17 protein-coding genes and 5 tRNA genes are annotated in these 17,250 nt (G+C 64.2%); 10 read left to right on the plus strand and 12 right to left on the minus strand.

All coding sequences use genetic code 11. The annotated features are described in order from the left end of the window. Positions 1-43: 43 nt before the first annotated feature. Together map and BN2503_RS05675 are read left to right on the plus strand one after the other, a co-directional pair. Positions 44-859, plus strand: coding sequence for a type I methionyl aminopeptidase (map, locus tag BN2503_RS05670; protein ID WP_054255680.1), 816 nt, complete (start codon positions 44-46; stop codon positions 857-859). Positions 860-866: 7 nt separating this feature from the next. Continuing rightward, the gene (locus BN2503_RS05675; protein WP_054255681.1) at positions 867-3,452 is read left to right on the plus strand and encodes a [protein-PII] uridylyltransferase; all 2,586 of its coding nucleotides are present in this window, start codon (positions 867-869) and stop codon (positions 3,450-3,452) included. 4 nt (positions 3,453-3,456) lie between these two features. Here BN2503_RS05675 and BN2503_RS05680 read toward each other — a convergent pair whose 3' ends face one another. From BN2503_RS05680 to def, 3 genes are all read right to left on the minus strand, one after another. After that, on the minus strand, positions 3,457-3,792 hold the full coding sequence (locus BN2503_RS05680; protein WP_054255682.1) for a hypothetical protein: 336 nt from the start codon (positions 3,790-3,792) through the stop codon (positions 3,457-3,459). A gap of 17 nt (positions 3,793-3,809) precedes the next feature. Then, positions 3,810-4,082, minus strand: coding sequence for a hypothetical protein (locus BN2503_RS19935; protein ID WP_139235386.1), 273 nt, complete (start codon positions 4,080-4,082; stop codon positions 3,810-3,812). Positions 4,083-4,165: 83 nt separating this feature from the next. Next, positions 4,166-4,705: a peptide deformylase gene (gene def / locus BN2503_RS05685; RefSeq protein WP_054255683.1), complete on the minus strand. Its 540-nt coding sequence runs from the start codon at positions 4,703-4,705 to the stop codon at positions 4,166-4,168. A 74-nt stretch (positions 4,706-4,779) separates the two neighbouring features. On the opposite strand from def, the gene BN2503_RS05690 reads away from it, so the two are divergent. The 4 genes from BN2503_RS05690 (at position 4,780) to BN2503_RS05705 (ending at position 6,632) form a co-directional block, all read left to right on the plus strand. Then, on the plus strand, positions 4,780-5,202 hold the full coding sequence (locus tag BN2503_RS05690; protein WP_054255684.1) for a YbaN family protein: 423 nt from the start codon (positions 4,780-4,782) through the stop codon (positions 5,200-5,202). A gap of 55 nt (positions 5,203-5,257) precedes the next feature. Further along, a tRNA-Asn gene (locus BN2503_RS05695) sits at positions 5,258-5,333 on the plus strand. A gap of 53 nt (positions 5,334-5,386) precedes the next feature. After that, positions 5,387-5,462, plus strand: a tRNA-Asn gene (locus BN2503_RS05700). 120 nt (positions 5,463-5,582) lie between these two features. After that, positions 5,583-6,632 (plus strand): Fe(3+) ABC transporter substrate-binding protein, encoded by a 1,050-nt coding sequence (locus tag BN2503_RS05705; RefSeq protein WP_054255685.1) that lies wholly within the window; start codon positions 5,583-5,585, stop codon positions 6,630-6,632. A 172-nt stretch (positions 6,633-6,804) separates the two neighbouring features. On the opposite strand, the gene BN2503_RS05710 is transcribed toward BN2503_RS05705, so the two are convergent. The 9 genes from BN2503_RS05710 to folC form a co-directional block, all read right to left on the minus strand. Beyond that, positions 6,805-6,881: transfer RNA gene (locus tag BN2503_RS05710), tRNA-Asp, on the minus strand. A 47-nt stretch (positions 6,882-6,928) separates the two neighbouring features. Beyond that, positions 6,929-7,004: transfer RNA gene (locus BN2503_RS05715), tRNA-Glu, on the minus strand. A 30-nt stretch (positions 7,005-7,034) separates the two neighbouring features. Then, positions 7,035-7,110: transfer RNA gene (locus tag BN2503_RS05720), tRNA-Ala, on the minus strand. Between the two features lie 67 nt (positions 7,111-7,177). Then, positions 7,178-8,581: a glutamate--tRNA ligase gene (gltX, locus tag BN2503_RS05725; RefSeq protein WP_054255686.1), complete on the minus strand. Its 1,404-nt coding sequence runs from the start codon at positions 8,579-8,581 to the stop codon at positions 7,178-7,180. Next, positions 8,578-9,792: an O-succinylhomoserine sulfhydrylase gene (locus tag BN2503_RS05730; RefSeq protein ID WP_054255687.1), complete on the minus strand. Its 1,215-nt coding sequence runs from the start codon at positions 9,790-9,792 to the stop codon at positions 8,578-8,580. The genes gltX and BN2503_RS05730 overlap by 4 nt, the downstream gene beginning before the upstream one ends. A gap of 131 nt (positions 9,793-9,923) precedes the next feature. Next, positions 9,924-11,429, minus strand: a complete 1,506-nt coding sequence (gene purF / locus BN2503_RS05735; RefSeq protein WP_054255688.1) for an amidophosphoribosyltransferase — start codon at positions 11,427-11,429, stop codon at positions 9,924-9,926. A 101-nt stretch (positions 11,430-11,530) separates the two neighbouring features. Beyond that, entirely contained in the window at positions 11,531-12,019 is a 489-nt protein-coding gene (locus tag BN2503_RS05740) for a CvpA family protein (protein WP_054255689.1), read from the minus strand. 28 nt (positions 12,020-12,047) lie between these two features. Continuing rightward, a complete protein-coding gene (locus tag BN2503_RS05745; RefSeq protein ID WP_054255690.1) occupies positions 12,048-12,896 on the minus strand; it encodes an SPOR domain-containing protein in 849 nt (282 codons plus the stop codon). A 41-nt stretch (positions 12,897-12,937) separates the two neighbouring features. Beyond that, positions 12,938-14,278, minus strand: coding sequence for a bifunctional tetrahydrofolate synthase/dihydrofolate synthase (gene folC, locus BN2503_RS05750; protein ID WP_054255691.1), 1,341 nt, complete (start codon positions 14,276-14,278; stop codon positions 12,938-12,940). 48 nt (positions 14,279-14,326) lie between these two features. Between folC and BN2503_RS05755 the strand changes: the two genes are divergently transcribed. From BN2503_RS05755 to argG, 4 genes are all read left to right on the plus strand, one after another. Then, entirely contained in the window at positions 14,327-14,695 is a 369-nt protein-coding gene (locus tag BN2503_RS05755; protein ID WP_054255712.1) for an ArsC family reductase, read from the plus strand. Positions 14,696-14,822: 127 nt separating this feature from the next. Continuing rightward, positions 14,823-15,452, plus strand: coding sequence for a glycine zipper 2TM domain-containing protein (locus BN2503_RS05760; RefSeq protein WP_054255713.1), 630 nt, complete (start codon positions 14,823-14,825; stop codon positions 15,450-15,452). Between the two features lie 96 nt (positions 15,453-15,548). Further along, positions 15,549-15,866 (plus strand): pyrimidine/purine nucleoside phosphorylase, encoded by a 318-nt coding sequence (gene ppnP, locus BN2503_RS05765; RefSeq protein ID WP_054255714.1) that lies wholly within the window; start codon positions 15,549-15,551, stop codon positions 15,864-15,866. Positions 15,867-15,894: 28 nt separating this feature from the next. Beyond that, entirely contained in the window at positions 15,895-17,238 is a 1,344-nt protein-coding gene (gene argG, locus BN2503_RS05770) for an argininosuccinate synthase (protein WP_054255692.1), read from the plus strand. Positions 17,239-17,250 lie beyond the last annotated feature (12 nt).

Consider the following 17,250-nt stretch of genomic DNA (forward strand, 5'->3'; position numbering starts at 1 on the left):
CCATGCCCTGCACGTCCTGCAAGCGGGTGGGATAATTCTCGCCATGAGCATCACTACCAAATCCGCCGAAGACATAGAAGGCATGCGCGAGGCCTGCCGCCTGGCTTCGGAAGTGCTGGACTACATCACCCCCCACATCCAGCCCGGTATCACCACCCTCGAAATCGACCGCCTCGGCGCCGAATGCATGGCCCAGCAGGGTACGCGCTCGGCCACCATCGGCTACCAGCCACCAGGCTACCCGCCCTACCCCGGACACTTGTGCACCTCGGTCAACCACGTGGTGTGCCACGGCATTCCCTCTGACAAGCCCCTGAAGAAGGGGGACATCGTCAACGTTGACGTGACTGTCATCACCGAGGACGGCTGGTACGGCGACAACAGCCGCATGTTCCTGATCGGCGAATGCTCGATCGCCGCCAAGCGCCTGAGCGCACTCACTTTCGACGCCATGTGGCTGGGCATCCAGCAGGTCAAGCCCGGCGCGCGCCTGGGAGACATTGGCCACGCCATCCAGAAGTACGCCGAGGGCAACGGCCTGTCGGTGGTGCGCGAGTTCTGCGGCCACGGCATCGGCAAGAAGTTCCACGAAGAGCCGCAGGTGCTGCACTACGGCCGCCCCGGCACAGGCGAGGTGCTGGTGCCGGGCATGACCTTCACCATCGAGCCCATGCTCAACCTGGGCAAGCGCGACATCAAGGAGCTGGGCAAGGACGGTTGGACCATCATCACCAAGGACCGCAGCCTTTCCGCCCAGTGGGAGCACACCGTGCTGGTGACCGAAACCGGCTATGAAGTGCTCACGCTCTCGGCCGGTTCGCCGCCGCTGCCGCCCTTCGTGCAAGCCACCCGCACCTGAGCGCCCCATGAACACGCTGGAGCCCCTGCGCAGCCGCTACCGCAGCGACAAGGCGGCGCTCTTGGGCTCCCTGACCCAGGGGCGCTCTACCCGCAGCGCTCGGCGCCTGCTGCGCCAGCTCTCCCTGCTGGCGGATCGTCTGCTGCAATCGCTGTGGCAACGTGCAGAGTTACCCGGCACGCTGGCCCTGGTGGCCGTGGGCGGCTATGGCAGGGCGCAGCTTTTCCCTTATTCCGACGTCGATGTCTTGGTGTTGCTGCCCGAGGAGGCCGAGGAGCCGCTGCGCGAGCGCATCGCGGCCTTCATTGGCCACTGCTGGGATGCCGGCCTGGAGATTGGCTCCAGCGTGCGCACCCTGCCGGAGTGCCTGGCAGAGTCGGCCAAAGACGTCACCGTGCAGACCGCGCTGCTCGAAGCCCGGCTGGTGGCGGGAGACAGCGCGTTGTTCGAGCGCTTGCGCACCGACTTCAACGCCCAGCTCGACCCACAGGCCTTTCTCGTGGCCAAGACGCTGGAGATGAACCAGCGCCACACCAAGTACGAGAACACCCCGTACGCGCTGGAGCCGAACTGCAAGGAGTCCCCCGGTGGCCTGCGCGACCTGCACATCGTGCTCTGGGTCGCCCAGGCGGCTGGCCTGGGTAAAAGCTGGCGCGAACTGGCCGCCAATGGCCTGGCCACGCCGTTCGAGCTGCGCCAGATCGAACGCAACGAGGCCTTGCTGTTCCTCATTCGGGCACGCCTGCACGCCTTGGCCGGCCGGCACGAAGACCGCCTGGTGTTCGACCTGCAGACGGCCGTCGCCGAATCATTCGGCTACCAGTCGAGCTTCTCGCCCGATGGCAAGCGCCTGCAAATGCGTGCCAGCGAGACGCTGATGCGCCGCTACTACTGGGCCGCCAAGGCGGTGACGCAGCTGAGCCAGATCCTGCTGCAGGGCATCGCGGCACGCCTGGCGCCTTCTACGCAGGAACTGCGCCCGATCAATGCACACTTCTTCGACAAGGGGGGGCTGATCGAGGTGGCCAGTGACGACTTGTACGAGCGCGCGCCCCAAGCCATTCTGGAAACCTTTCTGCTCTACGAGCGCACACCGGGCTTGAAGGATCTGTCAGCACGCACACTGCGCGCGCTCTACAACACGCGCGGCGTGATGGACGGGGCCTTCCGCCGCGACCCGGCCAACCGCGCATGCTTTTTGCAAATCCTGCAACAGCCGGAGGGCATCACCCACGCCATGCGGCTGATGAACCAGACCTCGGTGCTGGGGCGCTACCTTTGGCCGTTCCGGCGCATCGTCGGGCAGATGCAGCACGACCTGTTCCACGTCTATACCGTGGATCAGCATATCTTGATGGTGCTGCGCAACATGCGGCGCTTCTTCATGGCCGAGCATGCCCACGAATACCCGTTCTGCTCACAGCTCGCGGGTGGCTGGGACAAGCCCTGGCTGCTCTACCTGGCGGCGCTGTTCCACGATATCGGCAAGGGCCGGGGCGGCGACCACTCGGAAATCGGCGCCGTGGAGGTGCGGCGCTTCTGCCGCCAGCACGGCGTGGTTGGCGAGGATGCCCGGCTCGCTGAATTCTTGGTGCGCGAACACCTGACCATGAGCCAGGTGGCGCAAAAGCAGGATCTCTCCGATCCCGACGTGATCGCCACCTTCGCGCGCCGCGTGGGCAACGAGCGCAACCTGACGGCGCTGTACCTGCTTACCGTGGCCGACATCCGCGGCACCTCGCCCAAGGTCTGGAACGCCTGGAAGGGCAAGCTACTGGAAGACCTGTACCGCGCCACGCTGCGTGTGCTGGGCGGCCGGGCGCCTGACGCAGCGGCCGAGATTGAGGCGCGCAAGCGCGAAGCCCTGATCCTGCTGGCCCTGAGCGCCTTGCCGCACGAAGCGCACAAGCGACTGTGGGAGACCCTCGACCTGAGCTACTTCATGCGCCACGAAGCGCCCGACATCGCGTGGCACACACGGCACCTGTCCCGTCATGTCGGTGCACCAGCGCCCATCGTACGAGCACGCCTGTCGCTGGCAGGCGAGGGGCTGGAAGTACTGGTCTACGCACCGGACCAGGCCGATCTGTTCGCGCGCATATGCGGCTACTTCGACCGCGCAGGTTTCTCCATCCTTGATGCCCGCATCCACACCACCACCAACGGCTATGCGCTGGACACCTTCCAGGTCATCACGCCGTCGATGCCGAACCACTACCGGGAACTGACGCATATGGTCGAGAACGACCTGGCGCAGGCCCTGGCTTCGGACGTCCCGCTTCCGGAGCCGCGGCGCAAGCGCATGTCGCGGCGCGTGCAGAGTTTTCCGATGGCGCCCCGCGTTTCACTGCGGCCGGACGAAAAAGCGCAGCGCTGGGTGCTGACCATTTCCGCCACCGACCGCACAGGCCTGCTCTATCTTGTCGCACGCGTACTGGCGCGGCACCATCTGAACGTGCAGCTGGCCAAGGTCAGCACACTGGGGGAACGGGTGGAAGATATCTTCCTGCTCCAAGGCCCGGAGCTGCAAAGCAGCACGCGTCAAATCCAGATCGAAACCGAGTTGCTGCAGGCGCTGGCCGTGCAGCCTTGACGCATCAGGCCAGAACGCTCAGCAGCACTCCCGTGGCCTGACCGGACGTGTTCATGAAGGGCACCTGGGCAGGTGCCGTGCGCAAACCCACCACTTCATTGGCACGTGCCTGGGCAGTGTTCAGGGCACTGCGCGCACTGTCCCAGCGTGCAGAGGCGTCACTGGCACGTGCCTGCAAACCATCGGCACGGTCTTGTTCCTGATCTGCGCTGCGCTGCGCCTCGTCGGCTTGGCGTCGCAAGTTTTGCGCCGTCTGTTCAGCCTGCCGTGCTTCGCGTTGGGCCGACTGAAGCTGGTAAGAGGGGCGCGCGGCAGCCAGAGGGGCAATAACAAGGGCCATGATGGCACCTCCTCGTGTCAGGTCGCGCCGTAAGCGCGGCGCACCTGCCCATTGAGCAACGCCATCTGTTGTACGGCTTCCTGCTCTTGCATGCGGTCGGAATCGACCCGCTCGGCATCGCGGGCCGCGAGCTGCTGCGCACGCTCGCTGAAGCGCACAGTGGAAGACGACGTGGGCTCAGCCGCCTGTTGAGGAGAGGATTCAGTGCGACGCGGACTCTCACGCTCTGCCGTAGGCTTGGGTACAGACAACGCACTGTTGGCAGTGAAGCTGATGGATTCGGTAGCCATGACTTGCTCCTACGAATGTCATGCGGGAATCGTCCGCCAGAAACGCGCAAAAGTAAAGGTTTTGCCGCCCACCAGCGCAGCCGTCAATCGTCTTCGGCCAGGCTGCCGTCAGGGAAAAGTACTTCAGTGAAGCCAAAGCGCGCGAAATCCCGCACACGCATGGGGTAAAGAACCCCTTGCAAATGATCGCACTCATGCTGCACCACACGCGCATGAAATCCATCCACGACCCGGTCAATGGGATCGCCATAGGGATCGAAGCCCTGGTAGCGAATGCGCGTCCAGCGCGGCACCCAACCGCGCAAACCGGGGACAGACAGGCACCCTTCCCAATCGGACGCCTCCTCGGTACCCAGCGGCGTAATCACTGGATTGGCCAGCACCGTGGGCGGCACCAGGGGCCGGTTGGGATAGCGTGGATTGGGCTGCTGCGTGCCGAAAACGACCAATTGCAAGTCCACCCCGATCTGTGGTGCAGCCAATCCAGCCCCATTCGCCGCACGCATGGTGTCAAGCATGTCACGCACCAAACCGTGCAAGCTGGGGGTATCAAAAGCGGTGACGGGCTGGGCCACGCGCAGCAGGCGCGCATCGCCCATTTTCAAAATCGTGTGAACAGTCATAGTGTTAAGGAAAGACAGTACTCAGGATACCGGTTTAGACCAGCCCCCCCATGCCTGCATGCACAATCCCGACCATGGACACCCCTCTCGTGCCCTCGCAGCCAGAGCCCCCTGTCACCCGCTTGTCAGCTTCGGCCACCGTGCGCTGGCTGTACTTGTTATTTGCGCTGCTGTGCTTGGCATTGGGCGTCATCGGCATATTCCTGCCCGGACTGCCTACCACTGTATTTGTTCTGATGGCCGGCTGGGCGGCCGCACGTGGATCGCCGCGCATCCATGCCTGGCTGTGGACCCACCCTTTGTTCGGCAGCATGCTGCGCGATTGGAGTCTAGGCGGCCGTGTCAGCCGGCGCGCCAAATGGAGTGCCACCGGCATGATGGCCTTGTGCGCCATGGTTTTGCAGCTTACTTCAGCCCCCGCATGGGCCCAGGCGGCAGCCCTGCTTTGCATGGCCTGCGTGCTGTCTTGGCTATGGTTTCGTCCAGAGCCTGCATGAAGTCACGCATTTTTTCGAGACAGCAATATTTTTGTGTATATAATCTAATTCTTGTTCCTCGATAGCTCAGTCGGTAGAGCGCCGGACTGTTAATCCGTAGGTCCCTGGTTCGAGCCCAGGTCGAGGAGCCAAAAAATTTACAGCACCTGCAATTGCACAGGTGCATTGACGGATACCGATATTTTCCTCGATAGCTCAGTCGGTAGAGCGCCGGACTGTTAATCCGTAGGTCCCTGGTTCGAGCCCAGGTCGAGGAGCCACTCAAAACCCACCTTGTTTTTGCAAGGTGGGTTTTTTCTTGGCATCACAAGAAATTGCATTGCGATCGATTCGCATTGTCACTATCATTGGCGGGTTTTCATCAAAGAAAGACCCTGCCCATGCCTCGCTTCAACAAGGCCCTGCTTTCAGCCTGCGCTCTGGTCATCCTGGGAAACGCGCACGCCCAAGAGCAAGTCGTGAACCTGTATTCGGCACGCCACTACGCCACCGATGAGGCGCTGTACAGCAACTTCACCAAGGCCACGGGCATCAAGATCAACCGCGTAGACGCCGACGACGCCGGCATCCTGGCACGCCTCAAGGCAGAAGGCAGCGCATCTCCCGCCGACGTGGTTCTTTTGGTAGATGCCGCACGCCTCTACCGCGGCGAAACAGATGGCCTGTTCCAGCCCATCCGCTCGCAAGCACTGGAAAATGCAATCCCACCAAACCTGCGCGCACAACCCACCGCTGATGGCGGCATTGCGTGGTTCGGCCTGTCAACCCGCGCACGCGTGATCGTCTACAACAAGGCCAAGGTCAACCCTGCAGACGTGGACAGCTACGAAAAGCTGGCCGACCCCTCAAACAAAGGCAAGGTGTGCATCCGTACCGGATCACACCCCTACAACCTGAGCCTGTTCGGAGCAATCACCGAACACATGGGCGAGCAAAAGGCCGAGGCCTGGCTCAAGGGATTGAATGCCAACCTGGCCCGCGCACCCAAGGGGGGCGACACCGACCAAATCAAGGCAGTGGCAGCAGGCGAGTGCGATATCGCCGTGACCAACAGCTACTACTTCGCGCGCCTGATGCGCTCGACCAAACCCGAAGATGCAGCAGTGGTCAGCAAGGTAGAAGTCGCTTTCCCCAACCAGCAATCCTGGGGAACACACATGAACATCGCAGGCGGCGCCGTCGCCAAACACGCCAAGCATCAAGCCAACGCTGTGAAGCTTCTTGAATACCTTGCCAGCCCACAAGCACAAGAGTATTTCGCCAACGGGAACAATGAATGGCCGGCTGCAAAGGGCGTCGAACTGGCCAATCCAGCCCTGAAGGCAATGACAGGAGGCAAGCCATTCAAGAGCGAAACCATTCCAATCAGCGCCGTGGGCGCAAACATGACCAAGGTACAGCAGATGCTGGACCGCGTCGGCCTGCCCTGACCCCCAAAGAAAGCCACGCCGCCCCACACGAGGGCGGCAGGCAAGCTTCTTTCGAACACCCACGCCGCCAACCAAAAACAAAAAAGCCGCAACGATTTATCGCTGCGGCTTTTTATGTTGCTTCAAGAACTGTTGCCAAAAATCTCAGCAAAAGGCTTTTGCAAACCAATGATGGCGGAGTGGACGGGACTCGAACCCGCGACCCCCGGCGTGACAGGCCGGTATTCTAACCAACTGAACTACCACTCCTGGCAGAAAGCGTTTCCAGCTTTTTCAAGCTTCAAGTGCCTCAAACTTGGCGACCCTACGGGGATTCGAACCCCGGTACTCACCGTGAAAGGGTGATGTCCTAGGCCTCTAGACGATAGGGTCAAAACCTAAGAACTTCCGTTCAATTTTCAGTGGTGGAGGTAAACGGGATCGAACCGATGACCTCTTGCATGCCATGCAAGCGCTCTCCCAGCTGAGCTATACCCCCAATCAGATTTAACACAATCACTACAATCATGTCGTCATCTGCTGAGCTTTGAATTATAGACAGATTTTTAGCGGGTTTTCAATCTTGCGCAAATTTTTTCGCGCCCAAGCAGCTCCAGCACTGCATCGACTGATGGAGTGTGCGCCGTGCCGAGGGTCAGCACACGCACGGGCATGGCGAGCTGGGGCATCTTCACGCCCTGGGCCTTGAGTACGTCCTTGATGGCTGCAGCAATCGCCTCTTTGCTCCATTCCACCTGCTCAATGGCTGCAGCAAAGGCCGCCAGTACGGGTTCCACTGCGGGTGTAACGTGTTTGGCGAAGTCCTCGGCGTTGCGCTCGATGGACTCCACATAGAACAGGCGCACCCAGTTCGCCAGATCGACCAGCGTTTCGCAGCGGTCCTTGAACAAACCGCAAATACGCGGCAAGCGCGCATCGAGCTGGGCCGCCGGCACGCCAGCCCGTTCAACGAACGGCGTCACCAGCGTGGCCAGCTGCGTGTCGTCCAGGGCTTTGAGGTGCTGGGCGTTGACCCAGCGCAACTTGGCCTCGTCGAACTGGCCAGCGCTGCGTCCCAGGTGGTCGAGATTGAACCACTCCAGAAACTGCGCGCGGCTGAAGATCTCGTCATCCCCGTGGCTCCAGCCCAGGCGCGCCAGGTAGTTCACCATGGCGTCGGGCAAGTAGCCCTCGTCACGGTACTGCGTCACGGCCTTGGCGCCGTTGCGCTTGCTCATCTTCTCACCCTGCTCGTTGAGCACCGTGGGCAGGTGGGCAAACACCGGCACCTGCGCGCCCAGCGCCTCGAAGATGTGGATCTGGCGCGGCGTGTTGTTGACGTGGTCATCACCGCGGATGACGTGGGTGATGCCCATGTCGATGTCATCCACGCAGACGCAGAAGTTGTAGGTGGGCGTCCCATCCGGACGGGCGATCACCAGATCGTCCAGCTCGCTGTTCTGGAATTCGATGCGGCCCTTGCATTTGTCGTCCCAGGCAACCACACCGTCCTGGGGCGTCTTGAAGCGCAGCACGGGTTTGACACCTTCGGGCACGGGCGGCAACACCTTGCCCGGCGCGGGGCGCCAGGTACCGTCGTAGCGCGGCTTTTCCTTGTTCGCCATCTGGCGTTCGCGCAGGGCGTCAAGCTCCTCCACGCTCATGTAGCAAGGGTAGACATGGCCTGCGGCTTGCAGCTGCGCCAGGACTTCCTTGTAGCGATCCATGCGCTGCATCTGGTAGAACGGCCCCTCGTCCGGGGTGAGCTGCAGCCAGGCCATGCCCTCCAGGATGACGTCCACCGACGCCTGGGTGGAGCGCTCAACGTCGGTGTCTTCAATGCGCAGGATGAAATCGCCGCCATTGGCTCGAGCGAAAGCCCAGGGGTACAGCGCCGAACGGATGTTGCCCAGGTGGATGAAGCCCGTGGGAGACGGGGCGAAACGGGTGCGTACTTTGTGTGCGGTCATGCCAGTGTGTCCAGTCCTCGGCTGAGGTCTGTTTTCAAATCGTCGAGATGTTCCAGCCCCACGGAGATGCGGATCAGCCCTTGGCCGATGCCCGCCGCCTGGCGCTGCGCCTCGGTCAAGCGGCCGTGCGAGGTGCTGGCCGGGTGGGTGATGGTGGTTTTTACGTCGCCCAGGTTCGCGGTGATAGAACACACGCGGGTGCTGTCGGCCACGTGGAAGGCGTTGGCACGCAGCTGCTCGGCGCCCTCGCCTACCACATCGAAGGCGATGACCGAGCCGCCCAGGCCGCCCTGCTGGCGCATGGCCAGTTCGTGCTGGGCGTGGCTGGGCAGGCCGGGGTAGTAAACGCGCGCCACCTTCGGGTGCGCCTCCAGCCAGCGCGCCAGCTCCAGCGCTGCGGCGCTTTGCGCCTTGACGCGCAGAGACAGCGTCTCCAGGCCCTTGAGCACCACCCAGGCGTTGAACGGCGCCAGGTTGAGCCCGGCGCTGCGCATGAAGGCCCCCATCACCTTGTCCACCAGCGCCGTGCTACCGCAGACAGCGCCCGCCATCACGCGGCCCTGTCCGTCGAGCAGCTTGGTGCCGGAATACACCACCAAGTCGGCGCCCAGTTGCGCCGGGCGCTGGAGCACGGGCGAAGCAAAGCTGTTGTCCACCGCCAGCAACGCGCCGTGGGCGTGCGCCAGCGCAGCCAGCGCGGCGATGTCGCACAGGTCGGTGAGCGGGTTGGTGGGCGTCTCGGCGAACAGCAGGCGCGTGTTCGGACGGATGGCCGCCTGCCACGCCGCGCCATCGGTTTGGGCGACAAAGGTGGTCTCGATACCAAAGCGTGCCATCTCGCCGCCCAGCAGCCGGATGGTCGAGCCAAACATGGACTGCGAGGCCACCACGTGGTCGCCCGCCTTGAGCATGGTCAGCGCCATCAGCAGGATGGCCGACATGCCGGTGCTGGTGGCCACGGCGCACTCGGTGCCCTCCATCGCGGCCAGGCGGCGCTCAAAACTGGTGACCGTCGGGTTGGCGGTGCGGCTGTAGGTGTAGCCCGGCTCTTCGTTGGCAAAGCGGCGCGCGGCGGTGGCGCAGTCGGGCTGCACGAAGCTGCTGGTGAGATACAGCGCCTCGCTGTGCTCGCCCCACGGACTGCGCTCGACGGCCTCGCGCACGGCGAGGGTGTCCGCATGCAGGCCCGGGGGCAGGGTTGATTCGGTCACGGTCGGATTCCTTGCTTCAAAAATAGGAGCTGCTAGCGCTTTATACACAAGGATTTGAGAATCTTTCAATGTGCAAAATGGCTAAGAACAAGCGCTAGGCGCTCATTTTTTTGCAGCAGCCCCTGGTGCGCTCAGCCCTGCGCGTTGGGCAAGGACAAGCGCGAGCTGTCGCCGCCGTCCTCTTCTTCGCCCCGGTTACGGCCTTCGTTGAGCGCCGTCACCTCAGCGTCGGAGATGTCGCCAGTGATGTAGCAGCCGTCGAAGCACGACGCCTCGAAGCCCTGCACCGCCGGGTTGATCTTGCCCACGGCCTGCTTCATGGCCTGCACGTCCTGGTAGATCAGCGCATCGGCGCCAATCACCTGGCGGATTTCCTCCACCGTGCGGCCATGCGCCACCAGTTCGGCCTTGGTCGGCATGTCGATGCCGTAAACGTTGGGGTAGCGCACCGGCGGCGCCGCCGAGGCCAGGTACACCTTCACCGCCCCGGCGTCGCGCGCCATCTGCACAATCTCCTTGGAGGTGGTACCACGCACGATGGAGTCATCCACCAGCAGCACTTTGCGGCCCTTGAACTCGCTGCCGATGGCGTTGAGCTTCTGGCGCACCGACTTTTTGCGCGTGCCCTGGCCCGGCATGATGAAGGTGCGGCCCACGTAGCGGTTTTTGACGAAACCCTCGCGGTACGGGATGCCCAGCAACTGCGCAAGCTGCATGGCGCTGGGGCGGCTGGATTCAGGAATGGGAATGATGGCGTCGATCTCGCCCGGCGGCACCGTGGAGATGACGCGCTTGGCCAGTGTCTCGCCCATGTTCAGGCGCGCCTGGTAGACGGAGATGCCGTCCATCACCGAATCGGGCCGCGCCAGGTACACGTACTCGAACACGCAGGGGTTCAGCTGCGGGTTCTCGGCGCACTGCTGCGTCTCGATGCGGCCGTCGGTATGCAAAAACACCGCCTCGCCCGGGGCAATGTCGCGCTCCAGCAGGTGGCTGGTGCCTTCCAGCGCCACGGATTCGCTGGCCAGCATCACCGTGCCGTCGCTGCCACGGCCCATGCACAGCGGGCGAATGCCAAACGGGTCGCGGAACGCCAGCAGGCCGTAGCCCGCGATCAGCGCGATCACGGCATACGAGCCCTTGATGCGCTTGTGCACCGCGCGCACGGCCTGGAAGATGTCCTCGCTGCGCAGCGGCGCGCCGCTGCTGGCCCGCGCCAACTCGTGCGCCAGCACGTTGAGCAGCACCTCGGAATCGCTCTCGGTGTTGGTGTGGCGGTGGTCGGTCTCCGACAGCTCGCGGCGCAGCGTGTGCGCGTTGGTCAGGTTGCCGTTGTGCACCATGACGATGCCGAAGGGGGCATTCACATAGAAAGGCTGGGCCTCTTCCTCGCTCGAGGCATTGCCCGCCGTGGGGTAGCGCACCTGGCCCAGGCCGATATTGCCCGGCAGCGCCCGCATGTTGCGCGTGCGGAAGACGTCGCGCACCATGCCCTTGGCTTTGTGCATGAAGAACTTGCGCTCCTGCTGGGTGACGATGCCCGCAGCATCCTGCCCCCGGTGCTGCAGCAGCAGCAGCGCGTCATAGATCAACTGGTTCACGGGCGCATGACTGACAACGCCAACGATTCCACACATAGGTCCGGTTCCATTCGTTTGCGGGACAAGCCCGCAGGTATCACGCCAGCCGCCACGGTATGCGGCGTGCTGGCTTTCCAAGCGAGAACGCTCGCGCGCCCTCAGGAAGGCAGATGCCTCCCGAACTCCTCCGGCAGCGCCGGGCGCAGGCCCTGAAGCATCTGCACCATCCACGGTGCCACCTGCGACTGCTGCCACCAGTCGGCTTCGTGCAGCGGCGTCCAAGCCGCCACCGCCGCCACCGCCAGCAGCACCAGGCCGCCACGCAGCACACCGAACAAAGCACCCAGCGCCCGGTCGGCCGGCCGCAGGCCCACGGCCTCTATTAGCTTTTTGGCCAACCAGGCCACGAAGCCGCACGCGAACACCGCCAGCACGAACACCACGGCAAACCCGGCGGCGTGGCGCACTGCATCCTGCGCCTCGCCCATAGGCAGCCACGCTGCCATGGGCGCAGCCCACCACTGGGCCAGGAAAAATGCCACCACCCACCCCGCCAGTGACAGCAGCTCAAACACCAAGCCGCGCCAGGCGCCGATCAGCATCGAGGCCAGCAGCACGGCTGCAAAAATCCAGTCCAGGGCCGCCATGGGGCACGGGCTACAGAACCTGCCGCTTTTACAGCGTCAGCACCGAGGCCGGCAAATCCAGCCCCTTGATGCGCGCAGCCGCTTTGTCGGCGTCGCCGCGGTTGTTGAACGGCCCCACGCGCACCCGGGTGCGCTTGCCATCCTTGGTATCCACCGTCTGCGCATAGGTCTTGAGGCCGGCACGCTCCAGCTTGGAGCGCACCTCGCGCGCCTTGTCCGCATCGCCAAAGGCTCCCACCTGGACAATGAACCGCCCCTCCTGTGCCGCCGCTGGCGCCGCGCTGGGCGCCGCCGGCTCAAAGCTGCGCCCCTCCAGCAAGGCACGCGCGCGGGCGGCATCGTCGGAGCGTGCAGGCGCGGGCGCAGGCTTGGGTTCTGGTTTCGGTTCCGGCTTGGGCTCGGGTTTGCGCTCGGGCTTGGGTTCCGGCTTGGGTTCGGGCCGGGACTCGAACTTGGGCTCTGGCCGGGGCGCGGGCGCAGCGGCAGGCTTGGGCTCCGGCTTGGGCACGGCCACGGGCAAGGGCGGCGCGGGTAGCGCCGGCTTGGCTGCGGGGGCCGGGGCCACGGCCACGACCTCCTCGCCGTCGGCCAGGCTCTCGGCCACCCCTGGCGCACCGGATCCACCAGGCAAAGCAGGCGCTTTGTTGCGGTCAGGAATCTCGATGGGAATATCAACGGGCACGGGACGCGGCTGGGTATCAAACAGCAGCGGGAACCCCACCACCCCCAGCAGCACCAGCACGGTGGCGCCAATCAGGCGGTGGCGCGCCCGCCTGCGCATGGCCTCGATGCTCTCGGCCTGGGGCGCACGCGCGCGCCTGGCAGGCTTTTCGTCCTGCTCCTTGCGGCCAGGCCAGGGAAACTTGAAAAATGCCATGGAATGCGGAACGCCCGAAGGAAGGCCTGAAAAGTATGCGCTTACGCGGCAGGCGCCTGCGGCGAGGCCAAATGCTTGGCCTCCAGCCGTGGCGTTCCATGCTGCAGGACGCCCCCTACGGTGTAGAACGAGCCAAAGACAACGATTCTATCAGCCGGGTCGGCAGCAGCCACCGCCGCCGCGAGCGCCTGCTCAGGGCTGGCATGCAGGCTGGTGGTAACCGGCCGGCGCCCGCCTGCCGCCATCTGCACGGCGTTCCATTTCTGCTGCAGCACCGCAGCCGTTTCAGCGCGGGGCGTGGGCAGGCTGGTGAAATACCAGCGGTCGATCACCGGGCCGATGCGCGCCAGCATGGGCGCCAGGTCCTTGTCGGCCATGGCGCCGAACACGGCGTGCGTGGTCGGGAAGAACCCCATGGCATCGAGGTTGGCCGTGAGCGCTGCCACGGAGTGCGGGTTGTGCGCCACATCCAGCACCAGCGTGGGCTGGCCCGGCACGATCTGGAAGCGCCCCGGCAGTTCCACCAGGGCCAGCCCGGCGCGTACGGCCTGGGCATTGATAGGCAGGCGCTCGCGCAGTGCCTCCAGCGCCGCCAGCGCGCCCGAGGCGTTGACCAGTTGGTTGGCACCGCGCAGCGCTGGGTAAGCCAGGCCCGCGTAGCGGCGTCCGCGCCCGGCCCAGGCCCATTGCTGCTTGTCGCCGGAGTAGTTGAAGTCGTGGCCGAAGCGCCACAGGTCAGCACCAATCTCACGCGCGTGGTCGATCACGCTTTGCGGCGCCATCGGGTCACCCACAATCACCGGGCGACCGGTGCGCATGATGCCCGCCTTCTCGCGCCCGATACTCTCGCGGTCGGGCCCGAGGAATTCGGTGTGGTCGATGTCGATGCTGGTAATGACCGCACAGTCGGCATCGACGACGTTGGTGGCATCCAGGCGGCCACCGAGGCCAACTTCCAGGATGGCCACGTCCAGCCGCGATTGGCTCATCAAGTGCAGTATCGCGAGCGTGGTGAACTCGAAATAGGTCAGCGAAACCTCATCACCCGCCGTGCGCGCACGCTCCACCGCCTCAAAATGCGGCAGCAGATCGCCTGCGGGCACTATTTCGCCGTGGATACGACAGCGCTCCTCGAAATGCACCAGGTGCGGCGAGGTATAGACGCCGGTGCGGTAGCCGGCCTGCAGTGCAACGGCCTCCAGCATGGCGCAGGTTGAGCCTTTGCCATTGGTGCCGGCCACGGTGATCACCGGGCAGCTGAAGTGCAGGCCCAGGCGCTGCGCGACAGCGCGCACGCGCTCCAGGCCCATGTCAATGTTGCGTGGGTGCAGGCGCTCGCAGTGCGCCAGCCAGCCGTCCAAGGTGTCGAATCGGGTGTGCATACGGGGAGGGATTGTCGCCGAGCCCGGGCCAAGTGCATGATCGGGGGCATGAATCCCCCCACCATGACCGTCTACGGCATTCCCAACTGCGACACTGTGAAAAAGGCCCGCGCCTGGCTGAGCACCCAGGGCGTGGACTACCAGTTCCACGACTTCAAGAAGCAGGGAGTGCCTGCCGAGCGCCTGCCGCAGTGGATCGCCGCCCTGGGCTGGGAAAAGCTCCTGAATCGCCAGGGCACCACTTGGCGCAAGCTCGACGCCGCCGTCCAGGCGGGCGTGCAGGACGCCGCCAGCGCCATGGCGCTGATGCGCGAGCAGCCCAGCGTCATCAAGCGCCCCGTGGTCGAGTGGCCCACAGGAGCCATCACCGTCGGTTTCGACAGCGCCCGCTGGAGTGAACTGCGCGGCCCCGCTTGACTCCAATTCCTTGCTACTTTCGCATTTCTTTACCCAGCTTTACGCAGCCACTGACACGCGGCAGGCACACTGGCTCAACCCTTGGCACCCATCGCGCGTTATGGGTGAACTGACGAAGGAACCCCTCATGAAAAAGACCGTGCTCTTGACCCTTCTGGCCGGTGCGGCCTGCGCAGCCACTGCGCAGGAGCAAGGCCGCGTGCTCTCCTCGACCCCGATCGTCCAGCAGGTGGCGATACCGCGCCAAGTTTGCGGCACCGATACGGTGTACGCGGGCGCCCCCAACAGCGGCGCGGGCGCTGTCATGGGCGCCATTGCCGGGGGGGCCATCGGCAACTCCATCGGTGGTGGCAGCGGCCGCGCCGCAGCCACTGCGCTGGGTGTGATCGGCGGTGCCCTGGTGGGCAACCAGATTGAGGGGGCTGGCCAGCCGCGCTACCAAAACGTGCAGCGCTGCAACACAGAAACCTACTACGAGAACCGCACCGTGGGCTACAACGTGGTCTACGAGTATGCAGGGCGCCAGTACAGCACCCAGACCAGCTATGACCCGGGCAACTGGATCCCCGTGAGCGTGCAGCCCTCACCCAGCTACGGCAACACCTACTCGACCAACAACGTTTATACCTACCCGGCGCAGCCCGGGGTGGTGCAGACCTACCCGGTGCAGCCGCCCCCCGCCTACGTGAGCCCGCCGGTGACCATTGAGTACAACTACTACCAGCGGCCACACCACCACAACCCCTACTGGCGTTGAAGCGCGGCCCGCTGCACAAGAGCCCCTTGCGGGGCTCTTCGTTTTTGGGGCCTAAAATCCTTGGTTCTGTCCGATTTCACCAGCCCGCACCACTCCATGACCACCGCAAGAATCGACGGCGTTGCCGTCACCACCCAGGCCAATGTGTATTTCGACGGCAAGTGCGTGAGCCACGGCATCACCTACCCCGACGGCACGAAGAAATCCGTGGGCGTGGTGCTGCCCGCCACGCTGACCTTCAACACCGGCGCCCCCGAAGTGATGGAGTGCGTGGCCGGTGGCTGCGAGTACCGCCTGGCCGGCACTGACGCCTGGCTGAAGTCGGGCCCGGGCGACAAGTTCAGTATTCCGGGCAACTCCAGCTTCGACATCCGCGTGAACGAGGCCTACCACTACATCTGCCACTTCGGCTGATCCCTTCACCATCGCACCCGATACCGCCATGGCAACCATTTTGCAAAACCTCCCCGTCGGCCAGAAGGTCGGCATCGCCTTCTCCGGCGGCCTCGACACCAGCGCCGCACTGCGCTGGATGAAGAACAAGGGCGCCCTGCCCTACGCCTACACCGCAAACCTGGGCCAGCCCGACGAAGAAGACTACGACGCCATCCCGCGCAAGGCGATGGAGTACGGTGCCGAGCGCGCCCGCCTGATCGACTGCCGCACACAGCTGGCCCACGAAGGCATTGCCGCCATCCAGTCTGGCGCCTTCCACATCAGCACCGGGGGCATCACCTACTTCAACACCACGCCGCTAGGGCGCGCCGTGACGGGCACCATGCTGGTGGCCGCGATGAAGGAAGACGACGTCCACATCTGGGGCGATGGCTCCACCTTCAAGGGCAATGACATTGAGCGCTTTTACCGCTATGGCCTGCTCACCAACCCGGCGCTGAAGATCTACAAACCCTGGCTGGACCAGAAGTTCATTGACGAGCTGGGCGGCCGCGCCGAAATGTCGGCCTTCATGACCAAGGAAGGCTTCGGCTACAAGATGAGCGCCGAAAAGGCCTACAGCACCGACAGCAACATGCTCGGCGCCACACACGAAGCCAAAGACCTGGAATACCTCAACAGCGGCATCCGCATCGTCAACCCCATCATGGGCGTAGCGTTCTGGAAGCCCGAGGTGGAAGTGCTGGCCGAAGAGGTTTCGGTTACCTTCAACGAAGGCCAGCCCGTGGCCATCAACGGCAAGGAGATTGCCGACCCCGTGGAACTGTTCCTGGAAGCCAACCGCATCGGCGGGCGCCACGGCCTGGGCATGAGCGACCAGATTGAAAACCGCATCATTGAAGCCAAGAGCCGCGGCATCTACGAGGCCCCCGGCATGGCGCTGCTGCACATCGCCTACGAGCGCCTGGTCACCGGCATCCACAACGAAGACACCATCGAGCAGTACCGCCTGAACGGCCTGAAGCTGGGCCGCTTGCTGTACCAGGGCCGCTGGTTCGACCCGCAGGCCATCATGCTGCGCGAGACCGCCCAGCGCTGGGTGGCCCGCGCCGTGACCGGCACCGTGACGCTGGAACTGCGCCGTGGCAACGACTACTCGCTGCTCAACACCGAGTCGCCCAACCTGACCTACGCGCCCGAGCGCCTGTCGATGGAAAAGGTGGAAGACGCGCCGTTCAGCCCACTGGACCGCATCGGCCAGCTGACCATGCGCAACCTGGACATCTCCGACACGCGCGACAAGCTGGGCGTGTACTCGCGCGCGGGCCTGCTGTCGCTGGGCGGCAATGCCGCCCTGGCCCAGCTGGAAGACGGCAGCCCCAAGAAGTAAGAGCCAAATCCG

Source organism: Paenacidovorax caeni (assembly GCF_001298675.1).
In the GTDB taxonomy this organism is placed as follows: domain Bacteria; phylum Pseudomonadota; class Gammaproteobacteria; order Burkholderiales; family Burkholderiaceae_C; genus Paenacidovorax; species Paenacidovorax caeni.